The sequence below is a fragment of the Citrobacter sp. Cpo040 genome (genome assembly GCF_030332915.1).
Lineage (GTDB): Bacteria > Pseudomonadota > Gammaproteobacteria > Enterobacterales > Enterobacteriaceae > Citrobacter > Citrobacter portucalensis.
Map to the genome: position 1 here is coordinate 638,929 of NZ_JAOWGX010000034.1, position 21,554 is coordinate 660,482.

Below are 21,554 nucleotides of genomic sequence, written 5' to 3' on the forward strand. Positions count from 1 at the left end.
AATACGCCGTCATCAGAAAAGAGAAAACATCAGCGCAACGGGAAAACTCATCGGCCAGGTCGCCCCGACTAATACCGCGCTAAGAAAGCGGATCCGCTTTTTATCGCGGGAAAGAAACCAGGTGATGATTGCCGTGATGACGGCCATCACCGCATAAAAAACCAACATTTTTTGGTATAGGGACATTTAAGGCATCCTGGCCAGAAGGGAAAATCGCGCGCAATATGCTCTTTTTCATGACTCACATCAAGTTTTATTAATTAATTTAAGAAAAACGGCTGTAAAACAACCCATTTTCATTATGTTCAGAATTCGTACTATTGCGGATAGTTATAAGCCGTACTATACCCATAAGGGTTAAAACGAAAGGTGGCAAAAATGAATGTTTCCAGTAAAACTGTGGTGCTGATAAATATATTTGCTGCTGTAGGACTTTTCAGTCTGATATCCGCAAGGTTCGGCTGGTTTGCTTGATGTAACTCTTCTTGATTAATTGCAGCGTCCGCTGGCAGAGAGGATCTTCTCTCTGCCATCAGTAAACGATCTTCCCACTCTGCTATTACTGGGTAAATTATCCTTAATATGTAATCCCCCTAATCCTTCTGCGGCATTATATTGCCCGAATATCGGCCAGGTGTTGTGCCGGTATGTTGATGGAAGAACGCAATAAAAGCACTGTCGCTGACAAACTCCAGATATTGCGCGACCTGGCTGATATGGCCTCCGTCAGCCAACATCTCCATGGCTTTTAACAGCCTAAATTGCTGCCGCCAGTCCTGATAATTCATCCCGGTATCCCTGATAAATATTCGGCTGATCGTCCTCTCGCATGCCCCAACCTGTCGGGACAATTGATTCAGTCGTGGTGGCAATTCCCCCATGCGTAATCCCTTGAGCCACACGTTAAGCCGCGGATCTGAGGGATACTGCAATGTCCAGTTTTCAGTGCGGGCGGCACGCATTTCCTCACAAAAAACGGTAATGAGGCTGGACTGCTGTGCGGCAGGCATTTCCCATGGCCAGAAGGCCATACGTTCTATCACTTCAAAAAAAAGCGGATTAACTTCGACTATCTGCAGCGGAAACTCAGATAACGGCAATGTGGTAGAAAAGTACAAAGAGCGATAAGCCATCACACCACGCATTATGGCGCGATGTACCGTGCCTGCCGGGATCCAAACCGCACGGCGTGGCGGTAGCAGACACAGGGCCTGCTCCAGTTCAATCGTAATACTTCCCGCTGCCGAAAAAAGTAGCTGATTACGAAGATGACTGTGCCGCCCGGAATCATGTACCCCCATATCGGCAGCAATACCGATTACCGGTTTATCAAAGCTATCCGCATCAAAAGCATCATCAGGGGCAATTTTCATTATCTGTCTGATATTTGATATTTAAAGTCCTGATAATGGTAATACGACATATCCCTTTCAGCAATAATGCCCGCCTGTTTTCTGTCTCTCTGGATATTGCTATGAACACACTTCGTCGCCCATCGCTGTGGCTTCTTACGCTACTGATTATGTTTCCACAACTGGTGGAAACCATTTACAGCCCGGCATTGCCGGGTATCGCTACCTCTTTTCACGTAAGCAGTGAGCGCGCGGCTCAAACACTCTCCGTTTATTTTGTTGCCTTTGCCGTCGGCGTAGCGATGTGGGGTTGGCTAAGTGACTGCATCGGACGACGTTGGGCGATGTTGGCAGGGCTTATCTGCTATGGAACAGGTTGCGCATTGGCCGTTTTTGCCACCGACTTCAGCGTTTTGCTGCTGGCACGGATGATCTCCGCCGTCGGTGCGGCTGCGGGGTCGGTCGTGGTACAGACCATGCTAAGGGACAGTTATGAATCAACTGCGCTATCCCGCGTCTTTTCCTTGATGGGGGCCGCGCTGGCATTGAGTCCGGTTTTTGGCCTGCTAAGCGGAGGTTGGTTAGTGAGTCTGTACGGCCATACCGGTGTCTTTGTTGCCCTTGTGCTGTTGGCGTTGCTACTGCTAATACTGACAGCGACCATGCTGCCAGAAACCCGGCCCGAACATACGCTCAGCCCGAAGCTTGCCGCGCTATTTTCCCGCATGATGCGGGACAGTGAGTTGCGGAAAAACGCCATGCTGGTTGCACTGCTGAACACCATGCTGTTTAGCTATTACAGCCTGGCACCGTTTCTTTTTGGGCAATTAGGATGGAGCTCCAGAGCCTTTGGCTGGACGGGGTTGCTACTTGCGTTTGCTTCTCTGTCAGGTAGCCTGCTGAACCGAAGACTGTTAACGACAGGTCTGACGCCGGAGCGACTGGTACGTTATGCCTGTGTGCTGGCAGCGTTGTCAGGTCTCGTCGCATGGTGTTTACAGCACTCCGCGTGGATCCTGATTCCGGTGTTCGGCGTGGTGATTGCCTATGGTATCGCCATTCCCAATGTGCTGAGTCAGGCGCTGAGTCACTACCGTGAACAGGCCGGGGCCGCCGGTGCTTTGTTCGGATTAAGCTATTACCTGTTACTTGGGATGATGCTGGGTTTAGCAGGCATGGTGCAGCAACTGGGGCTGGTTCTGAGCGTCTGTGCCCTACTCGCCTGGCTTTGCAGCCTGGGCCGCAGATAAACCCGATGGCGATCCTGAAAGCACAAAGCCCCGGCTATATGCTGGGGCTTTGTTGTATCAATTAGCTTGACCTCGCGGATATTTCCAACTTACCGCCGTCCGATGGCGACGAGGCCAGTGGCGCGAATAGTATAGACACACGTATGCCAATATTTAGCTATCCGTGCCCCATTCGCCGATCGCGCTTAAGATATTACTCATGCTTGATCATAACATGGCGAATAACCGTGTAATCCTCCAGCCCATAAACCGACATATCCTTTCCATAGCCGGACTGTTTTTGCCCACCGTGCGGCATCTCGCTAACCAGCGTGAAATGGGTATTGACCCAGGTGCAACCATATTGCAGGCGAGCGCTAAAGCGATGCGCTCGCCCAACATCCCGGGTCCAGACGGAGGATGCCAGGCCGTATTTCGAATCGTTGGCCCATGCCAGCACCTGATCTTCATCATCAAATACGGTCACGCTGACCACCGGACCGAAAACTTCCCGCTGTACGATGGCATCGTCCTGCTTCGCCCCAGCAAGCAGCGTCGGGGCAAAATAGTAGCCTGAACCAGCCACTTTTTTACCGCCGGTGATGACCTTAATATGGCCCAACGCTTTAGCCTCATCGACCGCTTTAGTCACGCGATCGAGATGTGCCTGCGAGCTCACTGGTCCCAGCTCGGTCGATTCATCATTCGGCGGACCGATTTTCAGGCTGGCAACGGCGGCGCCAAGTTTTTCGACCAGTGCATCATAAATGCCTTTCTGGGCATAGATTCGGCAAGCGGCGGTACAGTCCTGCCCGGCGTTGTAATAACCAAAGGTCCGCACGCCGCTCACCACTGCATCCAGATCGGCATCATCAAAAATGATCACCGGAGCTTTTCCGCCCAGTTCCATATGCGTACGCTTAATTGACGGCGCGGTGTGCTGAATAATGTGTTCGCCGGTTGCAATGGAGCCGGTCAGCGAAACCATACGCACTTTTTCATGACCGGTCAGCGGATCGCCCACCGTTTTACCGCGACCAAACAGCACGTTAATCACGCCAGCCGGAAAAATGTCTTTGGCGAATTCGGCTAATTTAAGCGCTGTCAGCGGAGTAATTTCTGACGGTTTAATCACCACGCAGTTCCCCGCCGCCAACGCTGGAGCCAGCTTCCACGCCGCCATCATCAGCGGATAGTTCCACGGCGCAATAGAAGCCACCACACCCAGCGGATCACGGCGAATCATCGAGGTATGCCCTTCCAGATATTCACCGGCCGCCTGTCCTTGCAGGGTACGCGCCGCACCGGCAAAGAAGCGGAAAACATCGACAATAGCGGGAATTTCATCGTTGAGAACACAGTGCAGCGGTTTACCGCAGTTAAGTGATTCCAGCTCAGCGAAGGTTTGCGCGTTATCAGCAATAGCATCCGCCAGTTTCAGCAGCAGTTCAGAGCGGACTTTCGGCGTGGTTTGCCCCCAGGTGGCAAACGCGGCGTCTGCCGCACGTACAGCGGCATCAACCTGCATGGCTGACGCCTCAGCAATCTCCAGAATGAGTTCACCAGTGGCAGGGTTATAGACTGGCTGCTTTTCACCTTCACCGTTGACCAGCTCGCCATTAATCAGTAATTGATGTTGCATAGCAATTTCCCATATCGTCGTTTATTTACCGTTTCCGGCGAGAGTGTCGCCTTCACGCGTTAGCCACCAGGCCCCTAAAATTGGCAGTGTTGTCACCAGCATTACCAGCAATGCCACAACGTTGGTGACAGGCACATCCCGTGGACGGCCCAATTGATTGAGCAACCACAGAGGAAGTGTTCTTTCATGTCCGGCGGTGAACGTTGTCACGATGATTTCATCAAACGACAAGGCAAACGCCAGCATCCCCCCCGCCAGAAGTGCCGATGCCAGATTTGGCAGCACGACATAACGAAAGGTTTGCCAGCCATTGGCGCCAAGATCCATAGACGCTTCGACCAGACTCCATGAGGTACGGCGAAAACGCGCCACAACGTTGTTAAACACCACCACCACGCAAAACGTCGCATGGCCCACTACGATCGTGAGAAAACCCGGTTCCAGGTTGATGGTTTTAAACGCCGTCAACAGCGCAAGGCCGGTAATAATGCCCGGCAGCGCGATCGGCAACAGTAGCAACAGCGATATTGCACTTTTGCCAAAAAAATCCCTACGCCACAGCGCGGCCGCGGCCAGCGTCCCCAGAACAAGGGCAATAGCTGTCGACAACGCAGCGATCTTAAGTGACAACGTCACAGATTCCAGGATATCGCTACGCTGCGCAGCAACGCTAAACCACTTCAGCGTTAATCCCTGGGGTGGAAAACTAAAAGCAGCCTCCTCAGTATTAAAAGCATAGGTGGCGATGATGAGGATGGGAAAGTGCAGGAAAATAACCCCGCCCCATGCCGCCAGTTTGAGTAGCCAGGGTGCGCGTTCAGAGTGCATCGAAAGCTCCCAGACGCTTCACGAACGCCAGATACAGTGCGATTAACACAATCGGCACCAGAGTAAATGCCGCCGCCATCGGCATATTGCCGATCGCCCCTTGTTGCGAATACACCATGTTGCCGATGAAATAACCCGGCGGTCCCACCAGTTGCGGCACAATAAAGTCACCCAACGTCAGAGAGAAGGTAAAGATCGAACCCGCTGCAATACCCGGTATCGCCAATGGAAGCACCACATAGCGGAAGGTTTGACGCGGACGCGCGCCCAAATCAGCAGAAGCCTGTAACAGCGACGGCGGAAGTCTCTCCAGCGCGGCCTGTACCGGCAGGATCATAAACGGCAGCCAGATATAGACGAACACCAGGAAACGCCCTAACCCTGAAGTCGACAGCGTATTGCCGCCTACCGCAGGCAATGTCAGGAACGAAAGCAGCAACGGCTCCAGCCCAAGGTGGGTTAAAAACCACTGCGCCACGCCGTCTTTAGCCAACAGCAGCGTCCACGCATAGGCTTTAACGATGTAGCTGGCCCACATTGGCAACATTACGGCAATGTAAAAAAAAGCCTTCATTTTGCCGCTGGTATAGCGAGCCATATACCACGCCATCGGAAACGCCAGAATCGCGCTGGCGATGGTGACCGCTACCGCCATCGTCAGAGTGCGCAAAATGATGTCGTAGTTAGCGGGATTAAACAGCGCCTGCAAATTCGCCAGCGTCAGGTCTGGTGTGACCGACATGGTGAAATCGTCGAAGGTATAAAAACCTTGCCACAACAGCGTCAGTAATGAGCCAAAGTAGACGATGCCAAACCACATCAGCGGTCCGAGGAGCAGCAAAAACAACCCCAGCCCCGGATTACGCCAGAAGTAACCGGAGATCCGGTTCAGGCTTGTCGACTGTGGAGGCGAATGTAAGACGTTCATAGCCATTCACCTCTCCTCAACCAGCGGTACCATCACGTCGCGTGACCAGGATGCCATCACCTGCTGACCCGGCGACAACGTTGACGGTAGCATTTCTCCCGTCAGGTTCGCCTGGCTAACCAGCAATTTTTCCCCTCCGGCGAGTTTTAGCTCAAACCGCGTCGCCGCGCCCTGGTACTGCACCGCCTGGATAACTCCCGTAGCCTGGACTTCTCCCCCGGCATCATTCAAACGAATATGTTCCGGACGCAGGGAGAACATCCCCTGTAGCCCGCAAACGTTCGCCGACATCGTCGCATCGAAGACATTTGACGTCCCGACGAAACTTGCCACAAACGGCGTACGTGGACGCATATACAGTTCACGCGGAGAATCTACCTGTTCAATGCGACCGTTATTAAACACCGCCACACGATCGGACATCGACAGGGCTTCACCCTGATCGTGAGTAACAAAAATGAACGTGATGCCAAGAGATTGCTGTAATTTTTTCAGTTCCAGCTGCATCTGTTCACGCAATTTAAGATCCAATGCCCCGAGCGGCTCATCCAACAGCAGGACGCGCGGCTCATTGACCAGTGCCCGGGCAATCGCCACGCGCTGACGTTGCCCACCGGAAAGCTGCGACGGTTTACGCTCATGCACAAAGCCGAGTGCGACCTTATCCAGCGCTTCACGTGCTTTCGCGTGGCGCTGTTTTTTATCAATGCCTTTGACCATCAGCCCGTAGGCGACGTTGTCGAGAATCGACATGTGCGGGAACAACGCGTAATCCTGAAATACCGTATTGACGTCCCGTTCCCAGGGCGGTAATTCGCTGGCCTGCTTACCAAAAATGGTAATTGCGCCGCCTGACAGTTGCTCAAACCCGGCAATCAGGCGCAGACAGGTGGTCTTGCCGGAGCCGGATGGCCCCAGCATAGAGAAAAACTCACCGTCGTTAATCGCAATACTCACCCCATCTACTGCACGAACATCCCCATACAAACGCGAGACGTTATGAAACTCCACTGCGTACGTCATAAAACCCCCAGCGGAATTAACGACCGCCCATAATGGCGATGTAATCCTGCGTCCAGCGACTGTAAGGAACGAATTTTCCACCTTCGGCAATCGGCGTTTTCCAGAAGGCAATTTTGTCAAAGTAGCTATAGCCGTTGGTTTCACAACCCTTTTCACCCAGTAACGGGCTGGCTTTACAACCTTCAGGCACCACTGGCAGAGAACCAAACCAGGCCGCTACATCGCCCTGTACTTTCGGGGTTAATGACCAGTTCATCCATTTGTAAGCACAAACCGGGTGCTTCGCTTCACTGTGCAGCATGGTGGTATCAGCCCATCCGGTAACCCCTTCTTTTGGGAAGACCGTTGCAATTGGCTGACCTTCGCCTTTCAAGGCGTTAGCCTGATAAGGCCAGGCGCTTGACGCTACCACGCCTTCGTTTTTGAAATCGCTCATTTGCACGGTGGTATCGTGCCAATAGCGATGGATCAGCGCGTGCTGATCGCTCAGGACTTTGATCACCGCCTGATACTGTTTTTCAGTGAGCTGATAGGGATCGGTAATACCCAACTGCGGCTGAGTGGCTTTAACGAATAACGCGGCATCGGCAATATAGATCGGGCCATCGTAGGCCTGAACGCGCCCTTTATTGCTTTTCCCATCCTCAAGTTTTTGCTCAACAAACACCACGCTCCAGCTATCCGGCGGCGTTGGGAAAATTTTGGTGTTATACATCAGCAGGTTTGGTCCCCACTGGTACGGTGTGCCGTAAACTTTTCCGCCAACGTTAAACCATTCGCCTTTTACCACGCGTGGATCGATGGTTTTCCAGTTAGGGATCAGTGCGGTATTAATTGGCTGAACGCGTTTTCCCATAATCAGGCGCAGTGAGGCATCACCAGAAGCGGTAACCAGGTCGTAGCCGCCTTTTGCCATCAGGCTGACCATTTCATCAGATGTGGCTGCCGTTTTTACATTAACCGCGCAGCCGGTATCTTTCTCGAACTGCGAGACCCAGTCATATTGTTTATCGGTTTGCCCACGTTCGATATAACCCGGCCAGGCAATAATATCCAGGCGGCCTTCCGGTTTATCTAATGATGTGGGGGGTTCGGCTGCCTGCGCAGTCATCAGCGTCATACTGAGTGCGCACAGGCTACTGAGGGCAAACTGCTTGCTCATAACGTCTTACTCCTGTCTAAAAAATATTGAGCGGCAGCCTTGCCGTAAATATATGTCCTTTTCTAAAAATAGTCGGGGTGTTGTAAGCGTTCCTGCTGGCGCAAGGAAATTTAATCAGGTTGTGAGCTAACGCTCATTACGCTACAGACTCTGACCTGGGGGGTAATCTTCTGGAGTATAGACAAGGAGTTAGACGCAGAGGTGGCAATAGTATTAACTATTGATATTTTGTATGGACGCACCCGATATTAATAATACCGTGGTTCAGCATTCACTATTTCGAAAATAAGAACACGCTATTCATTTATATTGAATAGCGCGTTATGGTTTATTTCATCATTTCACGAATTAATTTACCAAGCTGTTTTACGGCCTGCTCTTCGCGATCTCCCCAGTGCCATGCAGTATTAAAACGAAAAAAACGTGTCCAGCTTCCCGAGGTCGAGAACATTTTCCCCGGCGCAATACTGATGTGATGTGCCAGCGCATGGGTACTGAGCACACCGGCATCAAGCGGTTCCGGCAGCTCCAGCCACAGAAAATAACCGCTGTCGTTGTGGTGAATTTTGACTTCCGCCGGAAGATGACGCAGCAGCGTTTTCCAGGCCTGTTGTTTGCGTTCCGCCAGTTGCCGACGCAAGCGCCGCAGATGCGCGTCATAGCGTCGGGTTGAAAGATAATCAACAAGGGCAAGCTGCATAGGCGAACTGGTAGATAAGGTGCTCATTAGCTGGAGTCGCTGAATACGCCGGGCATGTTTCCCTGCTGCTACCCAGCCAATACGAAATCCTGGCACCAGGCACTTGGAGAAAGACGAACAATGCAGAACGCTGTCGGCGCGATCCCAGGCTTTGGCAGGCAACGGTTTTTCGCGGCCAAAGTACAACTCGCTGTAAACATCATCTTCAATCAGCATTACGTGGTATTTTTCCAGCAAGACGACCAGACGCGCCTTTTTTTCTGCGCTGAGCGTAAACCCCAGTGGATTTTGGCTGTTGGTCATTAGCCAGCAGGCTTTTACCGGGTACTCCTGCAATGCCTGCTCCAACGCAGCAAGATCGATCCCCTCGTTAACGTCGGTGGCTACCGACAGCGCTTTCAGACGTAATCGCTCCAGGGCCTGCAACGCCCCGTAAAAACAGGGGTTTTCGACAATCACCCAGTCACCCGGCTCGGTGACCGCCTGTAGGCTCAGATTAAGGGCTTCCAGCGCGCCGGTGGTGATGACGATTTCGTCAGGTGAAATGGTCATCCCCTGTTGAGCATAGCGACGGGCAATGGCATGACGCAGGTCAGCATTCCCCGGCGGCAGGTTTTCAATCACGCTCATGGCGGTGGCGGTTTTACTCACCTGCGCCAACGAGCGGTTCAACTGCTGAAGTGGAAACAGACGCGGGTCGGGGAATGCGGAGGCAAAGGGCATCACTGACGCATCCCGGCTGGCCTGCAACATATCAAAAATGTAGGTATTGATATCCACTGCTTCATCGCGCATGACCTGCACCTGTGGCGCAGCAAGTTCACGTTCGGGGCGCGCGGCGACATAATAACCAGACTGCGGTCGGGCAATAATCCGCCCCTGGCTTTCCAGCAACTGATATGCGTGTCCGACGGTCATAAAACTCATTCCGCTGCTGACCACCTGCTCACGCAAGGATGGCAAGCGATCGCCTGGCTGCCATACGCCAGACGCAATTTGATCGCGAATTTGCTCTGCCAGTCGCTGGTACTTTTTCATTTTTCGTCCTGATTACCGGTGTCGGTGACAACCACTGTGTATATCAGTTTACATAATCAGGGTATTTTATTTAACTGTTATAGTTAACAGTTTTACAACATCGTTAATGACAGTTCTTTGCCTACGGCGCGCACAGCTATCTGCACTGCATCAATTTTTGTCGCGAGATTTAAATCGAATAAGCGAGTAATTTCCTGCTTAGACCTGCCGATCCTGTTTGCCAACTCCTGCTGGATGATATTGGATTCAAGAAAGGCATTTAACAACAGAACCTTAGACGCAACGCTCAGTGGTATTTCCACATAGTCAGTTTCAGTACCTACTGCAGAAGGTAAAGGAATCGGTTCGTTATCGTCGAAGTGACCAATGCGGCTTGCGCAGCCTGCGCCATTTGACACCATAGGGATTCCTACCGGAGTTTTTGCTTTCTATAACGTAACCTGCTTTCGCTTTTGTGGTTTTCGCAGTAACCGGAACAAAGCAACTGCAATTTCTTCAAATCCCACAGGGAGTATTTAACGACACACCGAAAGTGAGAGGTTGCCGATGGAGTTTGCGGAAAAATATCCACAGATAACCAGAGAGTTACCAGCATGAAAATTCAATTAATTGGCTAAATGAATTTGTTACATCTAATTATTTACTCATTAGTTTCGATTCAGTACACTGTCAGATGAAAATGTCTGGCAACCGATAAGAGATTAGTAAATGAAACAAGTATTATCTTTCTTAATCTGGGTTGGGATCGCTTTAGCAGCATTCTTAGCAATAACATCAACATTATCAAATTTAATACTAATGTTTAGTGTTTATCCAGACTCCATTGCGGACAAATATGCTTACATGTTTATATTTGGACGTTGGACATTTACGGCAACAATGATTCTTACTAGCTGGTTGCTTTACCGCTTAACAAAAAATTGATGAGCTACATCCCCTTGAAAAAATACTCTACCGCCTGTTTGAATAAAGCAGGATTTTCTTTTGATAATCTGGTTGCTTTCTCAAATGGCTCAACCCGCTCCTGAATAGCAAAATAGAGAAGATCTAAATCTCCCAAGTCCTTAAGCTTCCGGTAAACTTCATAGTTTGATATTTTTAGGTATCTCGAAGCATGTATAGCACTTGATACTCCACCACCAATCATTAACAATGTGCTGACCGACATACTAAAAGCAATAGACACGGTGATCCGTGAAGAGATTAAGGCTCCAATTTTTAAACCAGAAAGTTCACCGAAAGTATAACTACCCAATGTAGAAGCTACAGTGTCTTTTGCTACATTTGTTACGATATCAGATAAATTAACGTGCTGCATGAAACCATCAATGAATACATTGACCGCTTTTTCCACAATGTTAATATTTTTCGTTGATGTTGCCCGCTTCACTAGTCCCGCAATCCTCATATTATCATCCATATTTTGCCGCCTGTCATCGGTATGGATAAAATCGGATGCGAGAGAATACAAGTCTACAGGAAAGTGAATCAAGCCTTTAATGTATGCAACCAGCATCCCTTCATTTTCTAAATTCAGAGCTGAGAGCATTTCCTTTGCCAAATCTTTTGCGTATCCCATCCCTTAAGGTCCATGTGGTATTATTTTAAACACAATCATAGAGATCATCTTATGTACATTCCATAATTAGACAGCTCGTGACTGTCCATTTTAAGAATAATGCTCACCAGCGATAAAAATTCCAGGCAGGTACCGGCGGTTCCGCTGTTGGTCGCGGATCACCATGTTCATTTCAGTCTGATTGACACGATAACCGGATGTCACCCGAAGCTCAGTGATGCCATTCGCCCTCTTTCCCTCACTACACCGTCATGAGAACTCAACCGTATGAATGCCGTCGTCGCTATGCCAGCTAGCTGGCGGTAATGCAAGGACAACGCGGCACGCAGGACTGCTGGGTCATAAATCGGCCAAAATGACCGAGAAATATCACGATGAAAGGAATGACAGTTGGGTGATTCTGGCAATTTAATTTTAGCCATTATTGGGGAGGAGTTTTGGGGAAGGCCCATAACAGTCGGGTAACTGTTATGGTTAAAAAGAACTGTTCTGTTTCTGCCTTCCATTGCTCCTCAGACTTAGAATTGCGCTAAATCAATTTTGCCTGCGGAGTTAAGCATGTTCGGTCTTGACGCGTTTCACCTGGCAAGGATCCAGTTCGCGTTTACGGTATCCTTTCACATCATCTTTCCGGCTATTACTATCGGGCTCGCCAGTTATCTGGCTGTGCTGGAAGGGCTATGGCTAAAAACGAAAAATCCCACCTGGCGATCGCTTTACCATTTCTGGTCGAAAATATTCGCCGTAAACTTTGGTATGGGTGTAGTTTCCGGGCTGGTGATGGCTTATCAGTTCGGCACCAACTGGAGTGGTTTTTCCGAGTTCGCCGGGAGTATCACTGGGCCGTTACTGACCTATGAAGTATTAACCGCCTTCTTCCTCGAAGCTGGTTTCCTTGGGGTGATGTTGTTTGGCTGGAATCGGGTTGGTCCAGGACTTCATTTCTTTGCCACCTGCATGGTCGCACTGGGTACCATTATTTCAACCTTCTGGATCCTCGCCTCCAACAGCTGGATGCAGACACCGCAAGGCTATGAAATAGTTAACGGCCAGGTCGTTCCCGTCGACTGGTTCGCCGTTATTTTCAATCCTTCGTTCCCCTATCGTCTGCTGCATATGTCGGTTGCCGCCTTCCTGAGCAGCGCGTTGTTTGTTGCCGCCTCTGGGGCATGGCATTTGCTGCGCGGGAATAACACACCAGCAATTCGAGCGATGTTTTCGATGGCGCTGTGGATGACATTAATCGTCGCTCCATTGCAGGCCTTGATTGGCGATATGCACGGTTTGAATACGCTGAAGCATCAGCCGGCAAAAATTGCTGCGATTGAAGGACACTGGGAAAATCGCCCCGGTGAACCGACTCCGCTGCTGCTGTTCGGCTGGCCGGATATGGAGCAGGAACGCACCCGCTATGGGCTGGAAATCCCGGCTCTGGGCAGTCTGATCCTGACCCATAGCCTGGACAAACAGGTTCCGGCCCTAAAAGAGTTTCCTAAAGAAGACAGGCCCAACTCCACCATGGTGTTCTGGTCGTTTCGCATAATGGCCGGGCTAGGCATGCTGATGATCCTGTTGGGCGCGTTTGCCCTGTGGTTGCGCTATAAGCAGCGTTTATACGCCTCGCGCCCTTTTCTGCGCTTTGCCTTATGGATGGGCCCCTCCGGTCTGATTGCCATCCTTGCCGGTTGGGTGACCACTGAAGTTGGCCGTCAGCCTTGGGTGGTTTACGGTCTGCAACGTACGGCGGATGCGGTTTCTGCACATGGCGATTTACATATGAGCATCAGCCTGCTGTCCTTCTTTGTGGTGTACAGCTCAGTGTTTGGCGTGGGTTACAGCTACATGATCCGCCTGATCCGTAAAGGGCCACAGGAAGATGACCCGACCATTCCGCCAACAGGCACGCCTGCCCGGCCGCTTTCAGCCGCCGTCCTCGATTCTCAACTGGAGGCACATCGCTAATGGGTATCGATTTATCAGTTATCTGGTTTGTGATTATCGTCTTCGCCACGCTGATGTATATCGTGATGGACGGTTTTGATCTCGGGATTGGCATTTTATTCCCAGCGATTCAGGACGCTGACGACCGCGACGTTATGGTCAACAGCGTCGCCCCGGTATGGGACGGCAATGAAACCTGGCTGGTGTTGGGCGGAGCCGGATTATTCGGCGCTTTCCCCCTGGCCTATGCGGTGATTGTCGATGCGCTGACGATCCCGTTGACCCTGATGCTAATCGGCCTGATTTTTCGCGGCGTCGCGTTCGAGTTTCGCTTCAAAGCCACACCGGCTCACCGACCATTCTGGGATAAAGCCTTTCTCGGCGGTTCAATCCTCGCGACATTCACGCAAGGTGTCGTGGTGGGTGCCGTACTCAACGGATTTTCCGTTACCGGACGCAGCTACAGCGGCGGTCCTTTCGACTGGTTGACCCCGTTCACGTTGTTCTGCGGTGTTGGTCTGGTCGTGGCTTACGCCCTGCTGGGGGCGACATGGCTGGTGATGAAAAGCGAAAATCCGTTGCAGGATAAAATGCGCAGTGTGGCCAAACAACTGCTGCTGGCAATGTTGGTTGTGATTGCCATTATCAGCCTGTGGACACCACTGGCACATAGCGCGATTGCCGAGCGTTGGTTTAGCCTGCCCAACCTGTGGTTCCTGATGCCTGTTCCGCTGCTGGTTGCGCTTATCAGTCTCTGGCTGTGGCGTTCGCTGGGGCAACATAACTGCCATACACTGCCTTTTGTATTAACGCTGGGGCTGATTTTTCTCGGGTTTAGCGGGCTGGGGATCAGTATCTGGCCACATATCATTCCACCGTCTATTACGCTCTGGCAGGCGGCGGCTCCGGCACAAAGTCAGGGCTTTATGTTGGTTGGCGCACTGCTGATTATCCCGATAATCCTGGTGTACACCTTCTGGAGCTACTACGTTTTCCGCGGCAAAGTTCAACATGGTGAGGGGTATCATTGATGCAACAAACAATCTGGAAACGCCTGATGTGGCTGGTGATCCTCTGGGGCGGCAGCGTGCTGGCCCTGGCCGCCGTTGGTATGTTCTTTCGTCTCCTGATGACAGCCGCCGGATTTAAGTCCTGATACTCTCCTTGCAAACAACCGGGCAGCACTGTATTGCCCGGTTGTGACAAATCCCAACACTGGCTAAACAAATATGTAAAAAACATCGAAATGGCAAAACAGAGATTGTCATTAACCCGATTAAAATATTGAATAGTCACCAGGCGAAATTATCGCCAATTCCGCAGCTAACGTACCAGAGGGTGCATGATGTTTAAGAAAGGGTTAACGGTGTTATTGCTGGCCAGCGCGCTTTTTTCCGGTCAACTTTTCGCTACTAATCAGGGACATGAATATCTTCAGGTGCAGGATGCCGATCACTTACTACGACACACGGCCGACAGCGATGAGCTGCGAGTGACGGCGGAAGAATCCGCCGCCGATCTTCGTGAACACCATCACTGGCAAAAATCACGCAAACCCGATACACATCTGAGCTAACGATTAACCTTTGCGCTTCGGCAGTGTCTTCATCAGTTCTTCTGGACTGACCGAAGCCACGACGCTGCCCGGCAACGGCATCTTCAGAATGTGGTGCTTCATCTTGCCGATTACGTGCATTTCGCACGGTCGGCAATCAAATTTCAGCGTCAGGACTTCATCGCCGTTAACCAGTTGCATCGGTGTTGCTTTCCAGCTTTTGATGTTACCTTTCGCCTGTTTCGGACACAGGTTAAAGGCGAAACGCAGGCAATGTTTGGTGATCATCACCGGCACTTCACCCTTTTCTTCATGTGTTTCATAGGCTGCATCAATCAACTGAACGCCATAACGGTGATAAAACTCACGCGCTTTTTGGTTGTAGACGTTAGCCAGGAAACTCAAGTGCGTTTGTGGATAAACCGGCGCTGGCTGAGATATCGGTTTGCGGCTACCGCGCTGATAGCTTTGCAGGCGCGCTGCATCCAGCATATCAACGGCTTCACGCCGGAACTGATTTAGTTGACCGTTTGGCACAAACAGTGCGCCCGGCAGATTCACCTGAATATTACGGGCGTAGTACATCGTCTGACCAAGTTTTGCCAGTCCGTCCTGTAGGTTACTCAACGCTTTTTCCGCATTGTTCGCTTCCTCAAACTGGCCGTCCAACGTATGGGTGATACTCACGCCCTCTTCACTGGTGAGCGTCAGAATCAACTGCTCCTGCCAGCCGCCGAGCTCAATATCGATCGCAACACGGCGTTCGCTGGAAGTTTTTGTTAACGCTTGCTGCCAGTTATGATCGAGGTTGCGATTCAGCGGATGATGCGGACGCACTTTGTGCAGGTCGACGGGCATTTCATTCGGCCATACCCGATAACGATTGTTCCCCGTTTTTTCCACGGTGTTGGCGCGAAATCCAACAACCTCACGTTTGATTAACACGTTCAGGCCATCCCCGTTTGCCAGCGGTTCAGTCACCTCAACATCGAGATGATCTTTCGCCACCTTCAGGACTTCGCCGACCGGCAAACCGATAAACTTTGGTGAGTCGAATGCGCCAATATCCCCTTTACGGGCATTCACAAAATAATCGGTACTGCCGCGATGGAAGGTTTTCTCTGTGGATGGAGTAAAGAAATGTTCGGTACGTCCCGCTGATGAACGGGCCAGATCGCCGCGCTCTTCAATAATGGCGTCGAGCATCTGGCGATAATGCGCGGTAATATTCTTCACATAACTCATGTCCTTATAGCGCCCTTCAATTTTGAAGGAACGCACACCTGCGTCAATCAACGCGCCCAGGTTGGCGGTCTGATCGTTATCTTTCATCGACAACAGATGTTTTTCATAGGACACCACGCGTCCCTGATCGTCTTTCAGGGTATACGGCAGACGGCAAGCCTGGGAACAGTCGCCGCGGTTAGCGCTGCGTCCGGTTTGCGCATGTGAAATATAACACTGCCCTGAATAGGCAACGCACAGCGCACCGTGAATGAAAAACTCAATGGTCGCATCAGTAGCCTGATGGATAGCGCTAATCTGCTCAAGGCTCAGTTCGCGCGCCAGCACAATCTGGGTGAATCCCACATCGGATAGAAATTTCGCCTTCTCAACGCTGCGAATATCGCACTGGGTGCTGGCGTGCAGTTCAATCGGGGGAATATCCAGTTCAAGAATCCCCATATCCTGCACGATCAGGGCATCAACGCCGGTCTGATACAGATCGGTAATTAACCGTTGTGCGGGCTCCAGCTCATCATCATGCAAGATCGTGTTTAGCGTCACAAAGATTTTTGCCCCGTAACGATGGGCAAAAGGCACTAATTCGGCAATATCTTTCAGGCTATTACTGGCGTTATGACGCGCGCCAAAACCTGGTCCACCAATGTAAACGGCGTCTGCGCCGTGCAAAATGGCTTCGCGCGCAATGGCGGTATCCCGAGCCGGGCTTAACAATTCAAGGTGATGAGGCTGCTGGCGCATACAGTTGTTACCATCCACAAGCGGTAAAAATGGCGGTTATTGTAGTCACAAGCGCGGCGTTTCGAAATAGTTTTCCCGATTAACCGCGTGGGTAATGGATCAGCGAGTGAAAATGAACCGTTTGCTCGCTACTGTTACGGTAGCTATGTGCCGTATCTCCGGCGAAACGGACACCTTCACCGGATTTAAGGGTGCGCCACTGCCCCTCAATACACATATCCAGCAGACCACTAATCACCACCACGTGCTCAATTACGCCGGTTTCATGCGGAGTAGATTCACTGAGCGCGCCGGGTGCCAGCAGTATCGAAAAATGATCGAAGCACAGTTGCGGATCCCACGGGAACAACGGCGTGACGACCATCGCCTGCTGCTGGGGATCGAATGTTAGCGTGCCTTCTGACTCTGGTGGTGAAATAAACGTTGAAAACGGGACGTTCAGTCCAGTGGCAATTTTCCACAATGTCGCCACCGTTGGACTGGATTCGTTGCGCTCAATCTGCCCCAGCATCGCTTTTGAGACGCCAGTTTCCTCCGCCAGACGCGAAAGGCTCCATTCACGCTGGTGACGTAGCGTCTTGAGCGTTGTGGCCAGATAGTGGGTTAAGTTGTCCATTTTTCTCCTTCATCGCTCTCCTTTCTCGGGGCTACAGCTTAGCACTTGTACGCTATAACGCACAGTGCTACAGTGACTGACCGTTATAACGCACGCGGAGTTGCTATGCGCACATTTTCCATCCCCTTGCCTACAGTTTTGTCGGGTTTTGTGGCTGTCCTGGTCGGCTACGCCAGTTCAGCGGCCATTATCTGGCAAGCGGCGCTCGCCGCAGGTGCGACGACCGGACAAATCGCAGGCTGGATGACCGCACTGGGGCTAGCAATGGGGGTCAGTACGCTGGCGCTGACATTGTGGTATCGCGCCCCTGTACTCACCGCATGGTCAACGCCCGGTGCCGCGCTGCTGGTGACGGGCCTGCACGGGGTATCGATTCAGGATGCTATCGGTGTTTTTATCGTAGCTAATGCATTGATTGTGCTGTGCGGTATAACCGGGTTGTTTGCCCGCCTGATGAAAATTATTCCCCACTCGCTGGCATCGGCCATGCTGGCCGGGATCTTGCTGCGTTTTGGTTTGCAGGCGTTCAATAGCCTGAACAGTGAGCTTATCTTGTGCGGCAGCATGCTGCTGGCGTGGTTAGTACTAAAAGTGATTGCCCCAAGGTATGCCGTAATCGCCGCAATGTTGGTAGGTATAGCCATCGCCCTGGTTAAAGGTGACATTGTCACCGATAGTGTTAATCTGTCACCGGTATTGCCAGCGTTTATTGCCCCACACTTTTCATTAGCCCACAGTATCAGTATTGCGCTACCGCTGTTTCTGGTCACTATGGCTTCGCAAAATGCCCCCGGTATTGCGACCATGAAAGCATCTGGATATTCGTTACCCGTTTCACCCCTGATTGTTTTTACGGGTCTGCTGGCACTGCTATTTTCGCCGTTTGGCGTCTATTCCATCTGCATCGCCGCCATAACCGCAGCAATTTGCCAAAGCCCCGAAGCCCATCCAGATGCAAATCGACGCTGGCTCGCCGCAGCGGCAGCGGGTGTCTTTTACATTCTGGCTGGGGTGTTTGGCGGTTCGGTCACAGGACTGATGGCAGCCCTGCCCGTAAGCTGGATCCAGATGCTTGCTGGTCTGGCATTACTCGGCACGATTAGCGGTAGTTTATTTCAAGCCTTACATAATGAAGCAGAACGCGATGCGGCCATCGTCACTTTTCTGGTTACGGCCAGTGGTCTGACGGTATTTGGTGTTGGGTCTGCATTCTGGGGGCTGGTCGTCGGCGGTATCTGCTACTCAGTGTTGACGTTATTTCGCCGCGCGTAGCTGCGTTGGCGTTTTACCCGTCACTTGTTTAAACCGGTTACTGAAATGGCTCGCCGAACTGAACCCACAGGCCATTGCAATATCCGACAGGCTGCGTGATGAACAACAGACCAGTTGCTGCGCCAGCGCCATACGGCGTTGCATGACGTACTGATGAGGCGCCATATTCATCGACTGGCGAAACATTCTGGCAAAATGGAATTCACTTAGCGCTGCTTCACCTGCCAGATCGCTCAACGTTATGGGATACGCCAGATGTGCTTCAATATAGGCCAGCACGTTGCGCAATGTGGCAGGCGCAAGCCCTCCGGTGACAACGGGAAGTCGCCATTGCACATTGCTGTAATGCTGGATCAGATGCGTTAACAGTAGTGAAGATGCCGCGCTAAGCGTGAGGTGATTGGCCGGTTGCTGCCAGTCATTACCAAGCAAAAACTGACGGTAAACCGCCGTGATCCCCGGGTCACTGCCAAACGTATGCTCGTCCAGCGTGAAACTATAGGGGCTTTTGTCCCAGACTTTTTCACCCACTTCGCGCAAATGGGCGTCCGTACAATAGAGATGAACAAAGGAAAGATCGTCACGAATATCCCAACTAGACTCACTCTCTTTCGGCATCAGGCAAAAACGGTCTGGCCCCCCGCCATTCTTCCAGCCTCCCGCCGTCTTGTGGTAACTCTCGTAACCATCTGCGATGTATAAACTGAGCGTATGATGATCGCAATACTGGGTGATGGTATCGCGTTTGTTCGACCAGGCCGCCAGTTGGATCCCTGAATGTAACGCAACCGATTCATGCAGCACGGCATTATGTTTGCGCAAGTTTTCAAAGGCACCGTAGGGCTGAGACATACCATCACATTCAAAATAAGTTAGCAGGCTTTCAGTCTATATCAGCTACATATCGTTAACAGCTGCCTTTTCACTATTACGCTAAAAAAAGCGCAAGATTTTGCAAGTCCACCGCAAGTCGATGAAAGTCTCCTGCATTCCGTCGTGACACAGTGTAAGTCTGAAAGCATAAAGAGAGAGTCGTATGAACGCACTGTTGTACTGCCTGGTGGTGGTTATTTGGGGAACGACATGGATTGCGATTTATTTGCAGCAAGGTCCGGTTTCTGCACCGGTTTCTATCTTTTGGCGCTTCGCCGTTGCCAGCTCGGTGATGATAGTGATCCTGTTGCTAAGCGGTAAATTACGCAAACTGTCTGGTCGCGATCATCTGTTTTGTCTGTTACAGGGCGGATGCGTTTTTTGCTTTAACTTCTGGTGTTTTTATACGGCTGCGGCGTGGATTAATACCGGCCTGGAGTCGGTGATTTTCTCAATGGCCGTCCTGTTCAATGCAGTCAATAGCTTCATCTTTTTTGGTCAAAAACCACCGCTGCGCTTCTATATTGCAGCGGGTCTGGGACTGACGGGCATCGTGACTCTGTTCTGGCAGGATTTGCTCAACAGCGGGTTTAATCATTCACTGCTGCTGGGCATCGGCTTAAGCGCCCTCGGGACCTTCGGCTTCTCACTGGGTAATATGATCAGTCTGCGTCACCAGAAAAAAGGGTTAGAAGTGTTAACGACCAACAGCTGGGCCATGCTGTACGGCACATTGCTGATCGCGGCCATTGCTCTGGTGCGCGGCGACAACTTCACGCCACAGTGGACATTCAGCTATCTTAGCGCGCTGTTATATCTTGCTATTTTCGGCTCAGTGATTGCCTTTGGCGCTTATTTCACGCTGGTAGGTCGCATTGGTCCCAGTAAGGCGGCATACAGCACGCTGCTGTTCCCGCTGGTGGCGCTGACGCTGTCAACATTGTATGAAGGATACATCTGGCAAGTTAATGCAATTGCCGGATTGGTGTTGATCTTACTGGGAAATCTGGTGATGTTTGCCCGACCGGAAGCGCTGATGGGTAAACTACTCTATCGTCGTCGTGTGGCATAAAATAACGCACCATCCTGAGATGGTGCGTTCATCATTTTTATTGTGGTTTTTGGTTCACATCAAACATGGAGGCATCGGTCGCCATGTCATCAACAACTTTCTTCAACGTTTCGAACGCCATCGGCGTACTTTCGTTGTTCAGGTCTTTACCTTCACCCTTACGTACAACTTTAATCACCGGTTTATTGGTCGCTGCATCAATCAACTCACCCTCGAAATAGAGGTTGGTATCCATGGTACGGTGACCCGTCGCCATTTGCGTTCCCGCAACGAGCAGTGCAACCGGGACCACTTCATAGAACTGCAGTCCTTCTTTGCTGGTCGCTACACCGGTAATCGCCCCGCGGAAAATCAGGCTACGCGGTCCAGGGGTCGTAACCAGAGGCTTACGCTTGCTGATGGCGGATTTCAACTGTGTATTGGTATAGGTCAGTAATTGATCAAGAACCTGCTGCCCTACCTGCGTAGTAGGTTTCGGAACCGGATAATACGTTACCGGGTTATACACGATGTTGTCATATTTGGATTCGTTGTAGCTCGGGTCAACCCAACGGAGTACCGTTTGTCCCGAGGCTGATTTTGTTTCCTTCAGATCAGAGTAATTTTTTAAAAACCCAGAATATTTATCCGGCTCGGTCACTTTTGACGCACAGCCGGATAATGCCAACAAGCCAGTAAGCGCTGCAACTTTAAATAAAGTTTGAGTACGCATGAAACGATCCCTTTAGTTTTCGCAATGATGCCTAAAAAGGATAGCA

22 protein-coding genes and 1 pseudogene are annotated in these 21,554 nt (G+C 51.2%); 9 read left to right on the forward strand and 14 right to left on the reverse strand.

Annotation, left to right across the window (positions count from 1 at the left end):
• Positions 1-12: 12 nt before the first annotated feature.
• A complete protein-coding gene (locus OGX86_RS07830; RefSeq protein ID WP_003020198.1) occupies positions 13-186 on the reverse strand; it encodes a GhoT/OrtT family toxin in 174 nt (57 codons plus the stop codon).
• Between the two features lie 192 nt (positions 187-378).
• Here OGX86_RS07830 and yncL point away from each other — a divergent pair, with 192 nt between their 5' ends.
• Complete coding sequence (gene yncL / locus OGX86_RS07835) at positions 379-474, forward strand: stress response membrane protein YncL (RefSeq protein WP_071524268.1); 96 nt, start codon at positions 379-381, stop codon at positions 472-474.
• A 119-nt stretch (positions 475-593) separates the two neighbouring features.
• On the opposite strand, the gene OGX86_RS07840 is transcribed toward yncL, so the two are convergent.
• A complete protein-coding gene (locus OGX86_RS07840) occupies positions 594-1,373 on the reverse strand; it encodes an AraC family transcriptional regulator (protein WP_286639755.1) in 780 nt (259 codons plus the stop codon).
• A gap of 101 nt (positions 1,374-1,474) precedes the next feature.
• Here OGX86_RS07840 and OGX86_RS07845 point away from each other — a divergent pair, with 101 nt between their 5' ends.
• Positions 1,475-2,602, forward strand: coding sequence for a multidrug effflux MFS transporter (locus OGX86_RS07845; protein WP_286639756.1), 1,128 nt, complete (start codon positions 1,475-1,477; stop codon positions 2,600-2,602).
• A gap of 193 nt (positions 2,603-2,795) precedes the next feature.
• Here the strand turns inward: OGX86_RS07845 and patD are convergent, their stop codons facing one another.
• The 7 genes and pseudogenes from patD to OGX86_RS07880 all read right to left on the reverse strand — a co-directional run.
• Positions 2,796-4,223, reverse strand: coding sequence for an aminobutyraldehyde dehydrogenase (gene patD, locus OGX86_RS07850; RefSeq protein WP_286639758.1), 1,428 nt, complete (start codon positions 4,221-4,223; stop codon positions 2,796-2,798).
• Between the two features lie 21 nt (positions 4,224-4,244).
• The gene (locus OGX86_RS07855; protein WP_003020204.1) at positions 4,245-5,051 is read right to left on the reverse strand and encodes an ABC transporter permease; all 807 of its coding nucleotides are present in this window, start codon (positions 5,049-5,051) and stop codon (positions 4,245-4,247) included.
• Positions 5,041-5,985 carry an ABC transporter permease gene (locus tag OGX86_RS07860; protein WP_008784840.1) on the reverse strand — a complete coding sequence of 315 codons (945 nt, stop codon included), beginning with the start codon at positions 5,983-5,985 and terminating at the stop codon, positions 5,041-5,043. The genes OGX86_RS07855 and OGX86_RS07860 overlap by 11 nt, the downstream gene beginning before the upstream one ends.
• Positions 5,986-7,002, reverse strand: coding sequence for an ABC transporter ATP-binding protein (locus OGX86_RS07865; RefSeq protein ID WP_125363256.1), 1,017 nt, complete (start codon positions 7,000-7,002; stop codon positions 5,986-5,988).
• Between the two features lie 16 nt (positions 7,003-7,018).
• Positions 7,019-8,164, reverse strand: a complete 1,146-nt coding sequence (gene ydcS / locus OGX86_RS07870; protein WP_008784842.1) for a putative ABC transporter substrate-binding protein YdcS — start codon at positions 8,162-8,164, stop codon at positions 7,019-7,021.
• Between the two features lie 328 nt (positions 8,165-8,492).
• Positions 8,493-9,902, reverse strand: a complete 1,410-nt coding sequence (locus OGX86_RS07875; protein WP_286639760.1) for an aminotransferase-like domain-containing protein — start codon at positions 9,900-9,902, stop codon at positions 8,493-8,495.
• Between the two features lie 92 nt (positions 9,903-9,994).
• Positions 9,995-10,264: pseudogene (locus OGX86_RS07880) on the reverse strand (type II toxin-antitoxin system HicB family antitoxin); the annotation flags it as partial.
• 346 nt (positions 10,265-10,610) lie between these two features.
• On the opposite strand from OGX86_RS07880, the gene OGX86_RS07885 reads away from it, so the two are divergent.
• Positions 10,611-10,826 carry a hypothetical protein gene (locus tag OGX86_RS07885; RefSeq protein WP_128316890.1) on the forward strand — a complete coding sequence of 72 codons (216 nt, stop codon included), beginning with the start codon at positions 10,611-10,613 and terminating at the stop codon, positions 10,824-10,826.
• Positions 10,827-10,830: 4 nt separating this feature from the next.
• Here the strand turns inward: OGX86_RS07885 and OGX86_RS07890 are convergent, their stop codons facing one another.
• Positions 10,831-11,481, reverse strand: a complete 651-nt coding sequence (locus OGX86_RS07890) for an Ssp6 family T6SS pore-forming effector (RefSeq protein ID WP_053069304.1) — start codon at positions 11,479-11,481, stop codon at positions 10,831-10,833.
• Between the two features lie 558 nt (positions 11,482-12,039).
• Between OGX86_RS07890 and OGX86_RS07895 the strand changes: the two genes are divergently transcribed.
• From OGX86_RS07895 to OGX86_RS07910, 4 genes are all read left to right on the forward strand, one after another.
• The gene (locus OGX86_RS07895; RefSeq protein ID WP_048227580.1) at positions 12,040-13,443 is read left to right on the forward strand and encodes a cytochrome ubiquinol oxidase subunit I; all 1,404 of its coding nucleotides are present in this window, start codon (positions 12,040-12,042) and stop codon (positions 13,441-13,443) included.
• Positions 13,443-14,453 (forward strand): cytochrome d ubiquinol oxidase subunit II, encoded by a 1,011-nt coding sequence (cydB, locus tag OGX86_RS07900; protein WP_048214147.1) that lies wholly within the window; start codon positions 13,443-13,445, stop codon positions 14,451-14,453. Before OGX86_RS07895 ends, cydB begins: the two co-directional genes overlap by 1 nt.
• A complete protein-coding gene (locus tag OGX86_RS07905; protein WP_003020230.1) occupies positions 14,453-14,578 on the forward strand; it encodes a DUF2474 domain-containing protein in 126 nt (41 codons plus the stop codon). The genes cydB and OGX86_RS07905 overlap by 1 nt, the downstream gene beginning before the upstream one ends.
• Before the next feature lie 189 nt (positions 14,579-14,767).
• The gene (locus OGX86_RS07910) at positions 14,768-14,998 is read left to right on the forward strand and encodes a DUF2554 family protein (RefSeq protein ID WP_003020233.1); all 231 of its coding nucleotides are present in this window, start codon (positions 14,768-14,770) and stop codon (positions 14,996-14,998) included.
• Between the two features lie 3 nt (positions 14,999-15,001).
• Here OGX86_RS07910 and OGX86_RS07915 read toward each other — a convergent pair whose 3' ends face one another.
• Positions 15,002-16,963 carry a peptidase U32 family protein gene (locus tag OGX86_RS07915; RefSeq protein ID WP_286639762.1) on the reverse strand — a complete coding sequence of 654 codons (1,962 nt, stop codon included), beginning with the start codon at positions 16,961-16,963 and terminating at the stop codon, positions 15,002-15,004.
• A 79-nt stretch (positions 16,964-17,042) separates the two neighbouring features.
• Positions 17,043-17,579, reverse strand: a complete 537-nt coding sequence (locus OGX86_RS07920; RefSeq protein ID WP_032943531.1) for a helix-turn-helix domain-containing protein — start codon at positions 17,577-17,579, stop codon at positions 17,043-17,045.
• Between the two features lie 105 nt (positions 17,580-17,684).
• Between OGX86_RS07920 and OGX86_RS07925 the strand changes: the two genes are divergently transcribed.
• A complete protein-coding gene (locus OGX86_RS07925) occupies positions 17,685-18,851 on the forward strand; it encodes a benzoate/H(+) symporter BenE family transporter (RefSeq protein ID WP_168978241.1) in 1,167 nt (388 codons plus the stop codon).
• Here OGX86_RS07925 and OGX86_RS07930 read toward each other — a convergent pair.
• A complete protein-coding gene (locus tag OGX86_RS07930; protein WP_048214144.1) occupies positions 18,834-19,703 on the reverse strand; it encodes an AraC family transcriptional regulator in 870 nt (289 codons plus the stop codon). The two genes, OGX86_RS07925 and OGX86_RS07930, sit on opposite strands and share 18 nt — an antisense overlap.
• A gap of 184 nt (positions 19,704-19,887) precedes the next feature.
• Here OGX86_RS07930 and OGX86_RS07935 point away from each other — a divergent pair, with 184 nt between their 5' ends.
• Positions 19,888-20,796 (forward strand): DMT family transporter, encoded by a 909-nt coding sequence (locus OGX86_RS07935; protein ID WP_032943534.1) that lies wholly within the window; start codon positions 19,888-19,890, stop codon positions 20,794-20,796.
• 37 nt (positions 20,797-20,833) lie between these two features.
• On the opposite strand, the gene OGX86_RS07940 is transcribed toward OGX86_RS07935, so the two are convergent.
• On the reverse strand, positions 20,834-21,508 hold the full coding sequence (locus OGX86_RS07940) for a DUF3313 domain-containing protein (protein ID WP_048227575.1): 675 nt from the start codon (positions 21,506-21,508) through the stop codon (positions 20,834-20,836).
• Between the last annotated feature and the right edge of the window lie 46 nt (positions 21,509-21,554).